The sequence below is a fragment of the Bradyrhizobium betae genome, assembly GCF_004123905.1.
Lineage (GTDB): Bacteria > Pseudomonadota > Alphaproteobacteria > Rhizobiales > Xanthobacteraceae > Bradyrhizobium > Bradyrhizobium betae_A.
Genome location: NZ_MZXW01000047.1, coordinates 13,099 through 26,771 on the forward strand (window position 1 = coordinate 13,099; position 13,673 = coordinate 26,771).

Below are 13,673 nucleotides of genomic sequence, written 5' to 3' on the forward strand. Positions count from 1 at the left end.
ATCGAGCGCCCCGCATATGCGCGCATCAACGGCGCTGTCGGCGCTCGACGGCTTCGAGCCATCAATCTCCCCTCTCGAACGTGAATTGGATCTTCCGGCCCCAGTGCGTACGTCCGATGACGATCATAGAACGCCGGGGATTTTGAATGCGTACGCTCATCTGTGCGACAGCTGCCCTCCTGCTGAGCGGCAACAGCTGCCTGGCACAAGTCTCGACTATGGGAACGACCGCCATGGCCATTCCGACAACGCCGGGCGCGATCGTGTCGTCCCCGCTGGCCGGGCCAAGCCCGTTCACGAGCCTTTTCTCGGCCGCGACCATTCCCGGTGCCCCGGCAACCACTTTGGCTTCGCCCCCACTGGCACAAGACCCCACGCTTCCAGGAACAAGCGTGAATTGCGCGCCGACCGCGGTTGAGCTTTCGCCATCCGTGGGGAGCGTCACCGCCACGAGCAGCAGCGTTTCTGCGAGCCCGACCGTGGCGATGAGTGCAACGAGCCCGATGGGCGCAATGGGGACCATCACTGCGATGTCGGGTCTGGCTGCGCCGATGGCCGCTACAAGCCTGCCGCCGACCTTGCCGCCAGCCATGCCCGTGACCATCGTCGGCACGGTCACTGGCAGCACAACAGGCACCGTGGCGCCAGCGCCTCCACTCGGCAGCTCCACTCCCGGAAGCTCGTGCACGTCGGCACCCGGAAGCACCTTGGCCAATGCAGCGGCTCTGCCGGCGTCAACGCCTGATATCCCGTCAACCCCTGCCCCCGGGACCATTCAACCGCCGGCGATCAACGCCGACGCCGTCGACACCAGCATCAGCCCCGCGCCGAGCGTGATGCCCACCCCGAACACGAGCGCATGTCCCGAAAGCATTTCGATGGACCTCGCTAGTCCGGCTCCGGCTAGTCCCCTCACCAGCGGCACTGCTGCGGCAGCAGGCGCATCCCCGCCTGCTGGCTGCTAAGCGCAATTCTTACGATCCTCGACAAGTCGTTCGACTGAACCCACTGGTCGGGCTCGCGGGCGCGGTCCGGGAGGCTGCGCCGGGCCGTGTCCCCGCCGCGGAGTGAGTCCAGTATCCTAGGATTTTGGCGGCTAATATCTCATCCTTGAGGATGAGAATCGGGCGCCACCTGAACATGCGGAAGCGAGCGGGAGGCGCTCGCATCGCGTGACTGCGCAGTCGGCTTATGCCGCTTCCCTCCTTGGTCTACCCCTCAGCAAACCTGCGGATTGTCACCGTGATCGCAAATGCCGCCCGGCTGCTCCGAAGGCGTTGCGGTATAGGCGCCGAAAGGTTCTGCAAACGGAAAGACACTCGCGTGATGAGCGCGCTCCGTGATGTGGCGTTGGTTCGCGTTAGTCTCGCGTGCACTGGCGGCGGTCGTGAACATCGCGGTCGCGATTAGCCCAGCCGACAAGATCTTCAACATTGTCATCAACCTTCTCCATTCAAATGCAACGAACGTGTGTTGCCCCATGAGGGAGGTGCGGATTGATGCAGCGGAGGCGAATGCAAGATTTGCTCACAGGCGGTCAATGAACAGTGAGCCGCTTCCGGATCTTTAAATCCTGCGAACCAGGGGGCGCCAAGGCACGTAGTGCCTCGGTGACATTGAATGCGGCGCCAATCGCGCCCGATACGCCCGGCGGTCAACATTGACGGGTCGCGGAAGCATGCTCGCGGACTTGAATAGTGAGGCTGCGATCCAGCACACTGAGCTGTCGATCGGCGCCTCATCGGGTTTGGCCGCGAGTTAGCTCGTCTGCGGCCGATGGGCAGAAACCCGGCTACCCTCCGTCAGGCTCAGCATCGGGTTGAGGATCACCTGATCGCCCGGCTTGACGCCATCGTGCACCTCCACCTGCGTGCCGAAATCGCGTGCGATCGAGATCCTCTGCATGTGAACGACGCCATTTTCAACGACCGCAACATGAAGGCCGTTCTCATCGAAGACAACGGCATCAGCCGGTATCATTAACGACGGCGTCTTGCGCGGAATGTAGAGCTCGACGGTACAATAGATGCCCGGCTGAAGCGCGCCATCCGGATTGGGAACGTCGATCTCCGTCAGCAACGTACGGCTCCCGGGCTGGAGCGCGGTGGCAATCCGCGTGACCTTTCCCGGAAACGCCCGCCCGGGTAGCTCCGGGACCCGGATCACCGCATCGACACCCGGCTGAACGCCGACCGCCTCGTCCTGCGGCACAAACACCTGCGTGCGGATGACATTCGCATGCATCAACGTGAACAGGAATGTCGAACCGGCCTGCACGAGGCTGCCATTGTCGATACTGCGCTGGGTGATCACGCCGTCGAACGGAGCCACCACGCGCTGATAGGCCTTGTCCTGCTCCAGAACCTTGATCTGAGCTTGCTGAGCCGCGATGTTCGACTTCGCCACGGCCTCCGCCGCCTGCTGTGCGCGCAGCGTCAGACGGTCATTGTCGCCCTGCTGGGCGGTCAGCCATCCCTGCTTGACGAGACCGCTGTCGCGCGCGTTGGTGACCTCGGCGAGCTCACGGCTCGCTTGCGTCTGCTGAAGAGTTCCCTGAGTCTGCGCCAGGGTGGCCTGGGCCTGCGCGATCTGGTGGTCCAGCTCGGGCGCGACGATCTCGGCCAGGATCGCCCCCGCTTTCACCCGATCGCCGATATCGACGTAGCGCTTTTCGACGTAACCGCTGGTCCTCGCAAATATGTTGGCAGCCTCGAACGCTGCCGTCGTCGCCGGCAACGTAACGTCTATCTTGCTGTCCCCGGCGCGGACGATCGCGACGCGGACTTCCGGCACAAGCATACGCACTTGTTCGGACGTCGCCGCCAGCGCACGCTCCGCCTGATAGTGGTGCCAGCCACCCACAGCGAGCCCCCCGGCAAGCAAGAGCAGCGCCGCTGACCCGAACACGGCTGCTCCGGGCCGCCGCTTGAGTCGGCCTTCGGCCCGCAGCAGAGGCCTATCCCCATCGTCCGGAAGATCGAGGTCGTGGAGCGGCCGGTCGGGCCGCACATCTATCTCAGTCATACCTGCGTTTCCTCGAACACGCCATGCTGCGGCTTTCCGTCATTGCCCTTGCGCAGCATGGCAAACAGATAGGGGACGATGAGCAGGGTCGTCGGCGTCGCAAACAGCAGTCCACCGATCACGGCCCGCGCGAGCGCCGCGTTCTGCTCCTCGCCGGCACCGCCGATCGCCATCGGGATCATGCCGACGATCATCGCGGCAGCCGTCATCAGCACTGGCCGCACGCGGGTACGACCGGCGCTCAATGCCGCCTCAAGAGCGGAATGGCCCTTCAACTGCTGCTCGCGCGCAAACGTCACCAGCAGGATGGAGTTCGCCGATGCGACACCCACGGACATGATCGCGCCCATCAGCGATGGGACATTGAGCGTAGTACCGGTGATGAACAGCATGGTTACGATGCCGCACAGCGTGGCGGGCAACGCCAGGATGACCACGAAGGGATCACCGAAGCTCTGGTAGTTGACGACCATCAGCAGATAGACGAGCACTGCCGCGAACACGAGGCCGATGCCAAGATCCCGGAACGAGTCGTTCATGCTCTGGATCTGGCCCAGGACCTGGATGGAGTTGCCGGGCTTGAGTTGTTTTTGCAGATCGGCGGTGACCTTGCCGATATCGGCTGCGACGCTGCCGAGATCGCGGCCCTGCGCGCTGGCATAGACCTCGTAGACCGGCTGGACGTTGCTTTGATTGGCGTTGGTCGGCACTGTATCGCGCTTGAACGTCGCGATGTTGCCGAGCATGCCCGGTACCGTCTGGCCACTCGCAGCGAGTGACGTGGACACAGGCGTATTGGCCAGCGCATTCAGCGAGTCGATCTTGTATTCCGGCGTCTGCACGGCGAGATAGTAGGGAATGCCCGAGCTCAGATCGGTCCAGAAATTCGGCGAAACCTGCACCGACGAGCTGAGGCTGACATTGATGTTGGTCGCCACCGTGCTGGCGTTCAGGCCGAGCTGGGCTGCACGGGTCCTGTCGATATCCGCATAGAACGCCGGACCGTCGATCTCCTGCTGGAGATGGGCATCGACGACACCCGGAATGGCGGCCAGCCGCTTCTGGAGCTTCTTGGCAATCTCAAGATTGTCTGCTCCATAGCCGACGGTTCGAAGGTCGATCTGCGCCGGCAGCCCGAAGTTCAGGATCTGCGTGACGATGTCGGCCGCCTGGAAATAGAACGTGTCCTCGGGGAACGACGCCGGCAGGACCTGACGCAGCTTCTTGATATACTCCGCAGTCGGCCTGTGGCCGTCCCGGAGCGAGACCAGGATGACGCCGTCGTTGATGCCGATGGTCGAGCCGTCGGCGAAGGCCAAATTGTACGCTCGCGCGGGCAGACCGATATTGTCGACGACGAGCGAGCGATCCTTCTCAGGAATGACTTCGCGGATCTTGTCTTCGACCTTCTGGAACATGGCTTCGGTCGTCTCGATACGCGTTCCTGCCGGCGCGCGGACATGGAGCTGGATCTGGCCACCGTCGATCAAGGGAAAGAAATCCCTTCCTACGAGGCTCAGCATCACGGCGCCCAGGCCGAGCATCAGGATCGCAACAATCGGCACGACGGCGCGGCGTCGAAGCACCAAGCCGAGAAGCCGGGAATAGCCCTCACGCAGCCGCTCGAAGTTGCGCTCGAAGGCGGAGGACAGGCGCGAGAATAGCCCGGCGGAGACTTCGCCGTGGACGTGCCGGCGTTCGCCCTTCAGCAGCAACCCAATCGTGATCGGCGTCAGTGTCCGCGACAATCCATAGGACGCAAGCATCGCAAATACGACGGCGAGCCCCAGCGGCGCAAACAGGTATTTGGCCGGCCCCTCGAGGAATACCACCGACGTGAATACGCAGCTGATGGCAAGGGTGGACACCAGTGTGGGGACCGCGATCTCCGCCGCTCCATGCAAAGTCGCGTCCGCGAGCGACATGCCCTCGGTCCACAGCCGATGGGTGTTCTCGATCGTGACGGTCGAATCGTCGACCAGGATTCCGACCGCCAGGGCGAGGCCACCCAGCGTCATCGTGTTCAGCGTCTCCCCGAGGAAGTAGAGCACGACAAGCGACGACAGAATCGCCAGCGGGATCGAAATCATCACCACCAGGGTGGAGCGCCACGAGCCCAGGAACAGGAGGATCATCAAGGCGGTCAACCCCGCCGCGATCGCCCCCTCCCGGAGCACGCCGTTCACCGAATTCGTGACGAAGACCGACTGGTCGAATAGCTCAGTTATATTCAGTCCGGGAGGCGCGGCAGCGCGAACGGCGGTCAGCGCCTTCTTCACACCGTTGACGACTGCCAGTGTGGAGGCGTTACCGTTCTTGATGATGCTGAGAAGGACCGAGCGACGTCCGTTCTCGCGAACGATGTTCTGCTGCACCATCGAACCGTCGCGCACTTGGGCAACGTCCTTCAGCAGGATCGTGGCGCCGTTCGTGAACTTGACCGGAATCTTATTGAGATCGTCGATGGTCGCCGGGGTCGCGTTGGTGCGTACCGTGTACTGTATGTCTCCCATCTTTGCGGTGCCGGAGGGTAGCGTGAGATTCTGGGTGTTGACCGCGTTGACGATGTCCAGCGGCGTCAAACCTCGGGACAGGAGCTTGTCGGGATCGATGTCCACCATGACCTGGCGGTACTTTCCGCCGGCCGGCGTCGGTAGGGTGACACCGGGAACCGGCGCAAGCTGCTGCCGGACACGATAGATGCCGAAGTCGTAGAGATGCTGCTCGTTGAGATTGTCCGAATTCAGGCTGAGCTGCAGCACGGGAACGCTGGACGCATTGAACTGCACGACGATCGGCGGCTGGATGCCCGGCGGCATCAACGCACGAATGGAGTTGGTTGCCGAAACGATCTGCGCGATAGCCAGGTCGAGATTGACGTCGGGCTGGAAATAGATCTTCTGCACCGATAGGCCGTTGAGGGTCTGAGACTCCATGTTCTTGATGCCGTTGACATTGGCGCTGATGGAATACTGGCTATAGGTACTGACGCGCTGCTCCATCTCCGGCGTGGATAGACCGGTGTACTGCCAGATGACCGTCACCACGGGGATCCGGATCTCCGGGAAGATGTCCGTCGGCATCGACCACAGCGCCGCACCGCCCAGAAACAGGATCAGTGCCGCTACCACGTAGAAGGTGTGCGGGAACCTCAATGCAAATCGAACAATTCCCATTCTAGACCCCTGCGCCGTTGCCAGTCCTGAAAACGCGACGAGACATGAAGTCGCTCAGGCAGCCCCGCTCAACCAAGTTGGGATTTTGACGCGCGACATGAAATGACGAAGTTATCGCGCGACTTCACCTTTTAGTCAGGCTTCGAGCAGCCGTGATTGGCTACCGCTTCCTATCCACTTGGAGATAAGCATGCGCGCACAGAGCTAGGCACGCGGTGTCCGTGCGCTTCACGTGGCCATTGCCTCGCTGCCGGTCCTCGCCGCGAGTATCGTCGCGCGCTTGACTTTGGCGAATGCGCTTGCCTCGATCTGCCGCACCCGTTCGCTCGAGATCGATAGCTCGCAGCTGAGCTGCTCGAGTGTCATCGGTTGCTCAGCAAGCCGTCTCGCTTCGAACACGCGCCGCTCACGCCCCGTCAAGACCTCCAGTGCAACGCGCAGGGCCCTTGACCTGCGTGTCGCTTCGTCGTGCTCCACGACGATCTCCTCTGCGTCTGGAGACTCATCGACGAGCGTAGCTTCCCATTCCGCCGATCCATCGCCGTCACCAACCCGGGTATGCAGCGAAAGATCGCCACAGAGCCGGCTATCCATCTCAGTCACGTCGCGAACGGTCACCTCGAGCTTTTCGGCAATGACCTGCGCCATTTCGGGCGTCAGGGCTGCCGTCTCGCCGGCGAGCTTCCTTATTTCACCCCGCAGCCGGAAAAAGAGCTTCTTTTGCGCGGCCGTCGTGCCGATCTTGACCAGCGACCATGAGCGCAAGATGTATTCGTGGACGGTCGCTTTGATCCACCAGATCGCATAGCTCGAAAATCGGGCACCGTGTCCGGGTTCGAAACGTGAGGCGGCAATCACCAGCCCCAAATTGGCTTCCGCGATCAGGTCGGCGATCGGAAGACCGTATCCCTTGTAGCCTCGGGCCACCTTCGCAGCGAGACGGAGGTGGCTCGTGACCAACTCGTCAGTCGCGCTTTTGTCGCGCCGCTCCTGCCAACGCCGCGCGAGCTGCTGCTCTCGGCTGCGCTCGAGCAAATCGAAGCGCTTGATGGCGGAGGAATAGGCGAGAATGCCAGCTGATTGCAGAGCTGGCACTCCGGTGACATTGGCGGTGGCATTTTGAGCCTGCATTTCCTGCTCCTACGTTGAGTCCGGCACCTCGACTGTAGGAAGACCGCGGATGGGGCGGCCACTAAATTGGGCTTAAGAAATCTGAATTTGGGTTTAACCGGCCGTCGCGCATCTCGCTTGCCGAACCTTAAATCCAGTTTTAATTGAGCTGATCGATTCCCCTTGGCATCTTCAGGCGAAGCAACACGCATTCGTCCGCGTGACACCGACCACATTAGCTTGCCATGGAGTTCGATGTGCCCTTGGTTTCCCGCGGTTTCGTACGCAGACGCGCTATCTCGCTGGCAACCAGCCTATCGGTCATGGCGACATCCTTCGCCCTCGCGCAGGACCCGAAGCACGGCTCTGAGGACCGTAGGGTGACAGATGCGGACGAGCAGCAGTTTCTGTTCGAGATCGATCTTGCGATGAGCAACATGAACCGCCGCATGCTGATGACGCCGACCGGCGAAATCGACCGCGATTTCGTCAATGTGATGGTCCCTCACCACCAGGGCGCGATCGACATGGCGCGTGCGGAGATCAAGTACGGGCGCAACGACGAACTTCGGCAGCTCGCAAGGCGAATGATGAGCGAGCAGAAGGAGGAGATCTCCTCTCTGCGCCACGCGCTGCCGGCCGTCGCCAGGTTGGCGCCGTCGACCGGCGCCGAGATCGCCTCGCACGCACCGAATTGACGGCATCTCGCCACACGTGAAGACCTGACAGCATTCGTTATCCCGGAGCGACTCAAGATGTCCGTCCAGACCCACGATCCCCTTCGGCAGTTGTTCGCGCATTCCGCCCCAAGCGGGAACGAGGCCGGACGTTCAGCTTCCATTGCGAGTGATTACCTTTCGACTCCGCCGTCGGCCCACGCTGAGATGGGGTCCGGAGATGAAGTCGTTCAGTCGCTGTTTGAGGCCCTTAAGGTCGCTACACACAACAATGATCGTCAATGTATGGAATCGCTTCGGCTCGCGATTGCTGTCAGGCAGTTTGGTCTGCTGACTGCCGTTGAGGGGAGCGATCGATCCTCTGTTCGCGGCCGCCACGTCCAAGCGCTGCAGAGATGGCGACTCAAACGGGTCATTGACTACATCGATGCCGACATGTCCTCGAAGATCAACTCGCGTGATCTGGCTGCGGTCGCAGGACTTAGCCGCATGCACTTTGCCTCTCAATTCCGCGTAGCCACAGGCCTGCGCCCGCACGAATTCCTGCTGCAGCGGCGTATTCGGCGAGCCGCGGAGTTAATGCGGGACACCACGATGCCGATCATAGAGATCGCGCTCTCCGTCGGCTTCCAGACCCAAGCGCACTTTACGACGGTATTCAAGCAGTTCACGGGATGCACTCCCAGGAACTGGCGCGTCGGCAATCACATGCTCCCACGGTCCGAGCTCGAGACGTCCGCCGCAGAGCTTCTGTGACAGCCCTGCGCGATCTCCGGATATGAACCGGTCGACGACAGTTGAAAGCGGCCTCGCCGGTTACCGGGCATGCCCTGTAAGATGACCGCTTTGCTGCCGGGCAAAGGGCAAGAGGCGTTAGCTCACGGCTTGGTGAACGCCGGACCGCCTCTCGAAGTCAGGGACATTCACGATCCCTCGGCGGTGGGTTCCGGCACCGATCTTTCTAAGATCATTCCACGCCTCGATCTCGAAGAGTACGCTCTTTGAGTCGACGCTTTTGACACGCGCAAGCGCGCGTACGCGACCGCCGATCGGCGTGGCCGCCAGATGCCGGATGTCGACCGACATGCCGACACTTACGTAGTCCGGGGGCAGTGCGGCTGCGATCGCGAGGCCAGCGGCCATTTCCATGTGCAGGATCATCATCGGAGTCGCATAAACTTGCGGCATACCCGGAACGAAGTACCCGACCGTCATATCGGGAGTGACCACAATCGACACGGCCGCAGCCATGCCAATGGCGAGGTTTGTGCTCGGTTCCATCTGCTTCAACTCCTCTGATCGCACTTCGCTAACTGGCGCTTCAGCTGTCGATCGATGGCGTTGCAATCGCGCGCGCCGCATCTTCGGGCTGGAATGGATCAGTGAACAGCGGATGAGGCGCGAAGAGCAACGCGATCAGCAGGTGCGAAACGCCGTCTTCGTTGCCGGCGGCCGGTAACGCCAGCATCACACACTCCCAAATGCCGCCGCGAACGGCCCAGACCGCGTTTTCAGCGGCCGGTGCCCTCGACATCATCGCCCTCACGCAGATCCGCCGCAGTTGACCGCGGCTCGGCCGCGGCAGCTCTGACAGACGCCGGTTTCGCTGGTTGCCTCCGCAAAGCATGCCAATCTCTGCGCCCCATCTGGAGATGAGGAAATCTGCACCATGGTCGACCACAGTGACTTCAGCGAGATTGGCCTCGAACGCACCAAACTCGGCGAGATCGGTTCGCGCATCCGCGCGATCGTCGTAGCGTATGATTCGACCTAGCCATTTGCCGAGGATCCAGACCGACGCCTTGTGCAGCTCGTTTTGCATTGTGCTCTAATCCTGATGGGGAGACTCGTCCGTCACGTTGGCGCCGGCCCGCTCGATCCGGACCGGGATGCCCTTGGAAGACGGTGTGAAGCTGAGGGGATCGTGCTCATAGAGCGGCACCAGCGGATTTGTCTCGGGGTAGTAGGCCGCGCAGCAGCCGTTCGGGAACGAGTATCCGACGACGCGGAAGTTCCGCACCCGCCGCTCTAGTCCGTCCGTCGACACGGTCACCAGATCGACGCGATCACCGTCCGCGAGCCCGCGCTTGTCCAGCTCTAGCTGATTGAGAAACACGATGTCGCGTTGGCCATAGACGCCCCGATAGCGATCGGACATCGAATAGAGCGTGGTATTGTACTGATCATGGCTGCGAATTGTGCTCAGCCAGAGCGTCTCCGGATGATCGTCGTTCGGATCTTCGCCAAGGCCGTCGAAAACCAGAAAGTTGGCCTTGCCGCTCGGCGTCGCCCAGATGCGCTCGCGCGCGGTTGAGACGAGATGGAAACCGCCGGGCACGCGAATTCGCTCGTTGTAGGCCTGGAATATCGGGAGCACGACTTCGATCGCCTCGCGGATACGATTATAGTCGGCGACGAAGCCGCCCCAATCGACGACGGAGGATTGCCCTAGAGTCGCCCGGGCCATGCCGGCAACGATCGCAGGCTCACTCAAAAGATGCTCGGAGGCGGGCTGGTTGCGACCGGCCGACGCGTGCACCATTGACATGGAGTCCTCCACGGTAATGGACTGCGGCCCGGTCGCCTGGATGTCTATCTCCGTGCGGCCAAGGCAGGGGAGGATCAGGGCGTCGCGCCCATGGATCAGGTGACTGCGGTTGAGTTTGGTCGAGATGTGGACCGTGAGATCGAGCCCCCTGAGGGCATCCTGGGTAAGCTGCCAATCGGGAATTGCCGCAGCAAAGTTGCCGCCCATCGCGATGAACACTTTCGCGTCGCCGCGAATCATCGCTTCGAGCGCCGTGACGACATTATGGCCGTGAGCACGAGGTGGCTTGAAACCGAAGTGAAGTTCGAGCCGATCGAGAAAGTCTTCGGCCGGTGTCTCGGTGATGCCGACCGTACGATCTCCCTGCACGTTCGAATGGCCGCGGACCGGGCAGATGCCTGCGCCCTCACGGCCGATATGGCCGCGCAGCAGGGCGAGATTGGCCAATTGCTGAACATTCTGCGCGCCGCGCCGATGCTGGGTGATGCCCATGCCATAGACGATGATCGCGTGCTCGGCTTTCATGTAGACTTGCGCGGCATATTCGATCTCTTCGCGACTGAGCCCCGAGTAACGCTCGATATCCGTCCAGGGCGTGGCGCTCAGGTCACTCACCAGCTCATCAAGGCCTCGAGTGTGATCACCGATGAAATCCCAGTCCAGAACGGCCTGCTCACCTCTTGCTCGCGCCGCCGCGTCTTCGTCGACCAGAACCTTCATGAGGCCCTTGATCACCGCGACGTCACCACCGACTCGCACCTGGTAGAGGCGCGAGCTGATCTGCGTCGAACTCAACGTCGCCATTTCGATCGGGCTCTGCGGGGCCTGAAACCGTTCCAGCGCGCGCTCACGGAACGGATTGAACGAGATGATCGAAGCCCCACGACGGGCGGCATCGCGCAGATTGGTCATCATGCGCGGGCTGTTGGTCCCGGGGTTCTGGCCAAAAATGAAGATGCAGTCTGCCTTGTCGAAATCCTCCAGCAGGACCGTCCCCTTGCCCACACCGATGGACTGGGGCAAGCCGACGCTCGTTGCCTCGTGGCACATGTTTGAGCAATCGGGGAAATTGTTGGTGCCGTATTCCCGCACGAAGAGCTGATAGAGAAAGGCGGCTTCGTTCGAGGTGCGGCCGGAGGTATAGAACTCCGCCATGTCAGGGTCGGGCAGCGCGTTCAGATGGCGACCGATGATCGAGAACGCCTCGCTCCAGCTCACCGGGAGGTAGCTGTCCGTTGCTCCATCATACGCCATCGGATGGGTGAGGCGGCCCAGCATTTCGAGATCATAGTCACTCCAGGTGGCAAGTTCGGCCACCGGGTGTTCGGCGAAGAACTCCGGCGTGCAGCGCTTGGCAGTCGCTTCCCACGCCACCGCCTTGGCACCATTCTCGCAGAACTCGAATGACGAAGTGTGTTTCGGATCGGGCCAGGCGCACCCGGGACAGTCGAAGCCTGTGGGCTGATTCATGCGACGGAGCGTGTTCGCCCCCTTGATCGGAATCCGCTGCTCGATCAGGTGCTCGCTGAGGGCCTTGAGAGCACCCCAACCACCGGCCGGATGATGATAGGGGTAAATTTCTTTCCGTTCCGACATCGCGAGAGCCTCTGCGGGTATCGATGCAGAACAACTGCAATTCCGACCGCTGACTTTCTTTCGAGAATGCCGGTTCATGCCAGCGCGACGAACCGGAAGGTCTGATCACGAAAACGTCGTAGTGCATTCTGGAAAAGCCGACGTCTTCTCCGGATTGGCTCATACCGGCGCTTTCCCACCTCTAGCGAGAGAGACCGCTATCAACGGCTCTGCAGTGCAACCCTCCTGGAGATGCGATCATGATTTCGAGACGAAACTTGCTGGCGGCCTCGGCAATGGGCGCGGCGATGACGGTGTCCGCAGCAAAGGCCGGATCCTTCGGCAATCCGGACGAGCCGCCGCAGGGCGCCATCAACGCGAAGGGTCCGGGAAATCTCCTTGATCCGGGCCCGCAGAGTAAGGTTCTGGGCAATCAATTTCCCTCTGCGCAATCTCCCCCCGCGACGGATGTCGGCGGCATGCCGACACCGTGGGCCTCGTTCAACAACGCGCCGAAGCGGATCCAGAATGGCGGATGGGCCCGGGAGGTCACAGTTGCCGATTTTGCCATTTCCAAGGAGATCTCCGGCGTCAACATGCGCTTGACGGCCGGCGGCATCCGCGAGCTGCACTGGCACCAGGCTGCCGAGTGGGCCATCATGACCTATGGCACGTGCCGTGTGACCGTTCTCGATGCGCAGGGCCGCCCCTATGTTGCGGACGTCAAGGAGGGTGATCTCTGGTACTTCCCGCCGGGGGCGCCGCATTCGCTGCAGGGCTTGGGCCCGGACGGATGCGAATTCGTGATCTGCTTCGATGACGGGCATGCCGACGAATTCAACACCCTGCTCGTCACGGACTGGTTCGCGCATACGCCGCCCGAGATCCTGGCCAAGAACTTCGGCGTCCCGGCAGAAACGTTTTCCAGGATCCCGCTGCACAATCTTTGGATATTCCAGGGCACCGTGCCCGGTGACCTCGCCGGCGACAGCGCCGCGATTCAGAAGGAGGCCCCCGTCCCCACCCATCCCTTCATCTTCCCGCTCGGATCCTCCCGTCCGTTTAGATCGTCCGATACTGGAACCATCCAGATCGCCGACAGCAGCAATTTCAAGGTTTCGACCGCACTAGCGGCCGCGCTGGTCACAGTTCGTCCCGGCGGCATCAGGGAGATGCACTGGCACCCCAATGCGGATGAGTGGCAATATTACGTCAAGGGCAAGGCGCGCATGACCGTCTTCGATACGGGTCCGAACGCTCTGACGATGGACTTCAATGCCGGCGACATCGGCTATGTCAGGCGGAACCTCGGCCATTATGTCGAGAATGTCGGCGACACCGATCTGCAATTCATCGGCGTGTTTCGCGCGTCACGCTACGAAGAAGTCTCGCTCTCCAACTGGCTCACGCACACCCCGCCGAAACTCGTGGCGCAGCATCTCAATGTCGACGAACGCACGATCGCAGGTTGGCCCGACAATGCGCCGGGCGTGATGGCGAAGCGATAAACCTAACCCCTCGCTCGATTGAACGTGCGAAAGGCCATCGATCAGCACAATCTGA

Annotated in this window: 10 protein-coding genes; 3 read left to right on the forward strand and 7 right to left on the reverse strand. The window is 61.7% G+C overall.

Annotated elements, in window-relative coordinates:
• Positions 1-61: 61 nt before the first annotated feature.
• The 4 genes from B5V03_RS31850 to rpoH form a co-directional block, all read right to left on the reverse strand.
• A complete protein-coding gene (locus tag B5V03_RS31850; protein ID WP_129274359.1) occupies positions 62-715 on the reverse strand; it encodes a hypothetical protein in 654 nt (217 codons plus the stop codon).
• Positions 716-1,758: 1,043 nt separating this feature from the next.
• On the reverse strand, positions 1,759-3,009 hold the full coding sequence (locus B5V03_RS31855) for an efflux RND transporter periplasmic adaptor subunit (RefSeq protein WP_433995354.1): 1,251 nt from the start codon (positions 3,007-3,009) through the stop codon (positions 1,759-1,761).
• Positions 3,010-3,020: 11 nt separating this feature from the next.
• Positions 3,021-6,200 (reverse strand): efflux RND transporter permease subunit, encoded by a 3,180-nt coding sequence (locus B5V03_RS31860; protein ID WP_129274361.1) that lies wholly within the window; start codon positions 6,198-6,200, stop codon positions 3,021-3,023.
• 228 nt (positions 6,201-6,428) lie between these two features.
• On the reverse strand, positions 6,429-7,331 hold the full coding sequence (rpoH, locus tag B5V03_RS31865; RefSeq protein ID WP_129274362.1) for an RNA polymerase sigma factor RpoH: 903 nt from the start codon (positions 7,329-7,331) through the stop codon (positions 6,429-6,431).
• Positions 7,332-7,555: 224 nt separating this feature from the next.
• On the opposite strand from rpoH, the gene B5V03_RS31870 reads away from it, so the two are divergent.
• On the forward strand, positions 7,556-8,008 hold the full coding sequence (locus B5V03_RS31870) for a DUF305 domain-containing protein (protein ID WP_129274363.1): 453 nt from the start codon (positions 7,556-7,558) through the stop codon (positions 8,006-8,008).
• A gap of 57 nt (positions 8,009-8,065) precedes the next feature.
• Positions 8,066-8,743, forward strand: a complete 678-nt coding sequence (locus B5V03_RS31875) for a helix-turn-helix transcriptional regulator (RefSeq protein ID WP_129274364.1) — start codon at positions 8,066-8,068, stop codon at positions 8,741-8,743.
• A gap of 117 nt (positions 8,744-8,860) precedes the next feature.
• Here the strand turns inward: B5V03_RS31875 and B5V03_RS31880 are convergent, their stop codons facing one another.
• Genes B5V03_RS31880 through B5V03_RS31890 form a run of 3 tightly spaced genes read right to left on the reverse strand, consistent with a single transcriptional unit; the run spans position 8,861 to position 12,131 of the window.
• Positions 8,861-9,268 (reverse strand): thioesterase family protein, encoded by a 408-nt coding sequence (locus tag B5V03_RS31880; RefSeq protein ID WP_129274365.1) that lies wholly within the window; start codon positions 9,266-9,268, stop codon positions 8,861-8,863.
• A 40-nt stretch (positions 9,269-9,308) separates the two neighbouring features.
• Positions 9,309-9,809, reverse strand: a complete 501-nt coding sequence (locus tag B5V03_RS31885) for a hypothetical protein (RefSeq protein WP_129274366.1) — start codon at positions 9,807-9,809, stop codon at positions 9,309-9,311.
• Between the two features lie 6 nt (positions 9,810-9,815).
• Entirely contained in the window at positions 9,816-12,131 is a 2,316-nt protein-coding gene (locus B5V03_RS31890; protein WP_129274367.1) for an FdhF/YdeP family oxidoreductase, read from the reverse strand.
• A 239-nt stretch (positions 12,132-12,370) separates the two neighbouring features.
• Between B5V03_RS31890 and B5V03_RS31895 the strand changes: the two genes are divergently transcribed.
• Positions 12,371-13,618: a cupin domain-containing protein gene (locus tag B5V03_RS31895; RefSeq protein WP_129274368.1), complete on the forward strand. Its 1,248-nt coding sequence runs from the start codon at positions 12,371-12,373 to the stop codon at positions 13,616-13,618.
• The last annotated feature ends 55 nt before the right edge of the window (positions 13,619-13,673 follow it).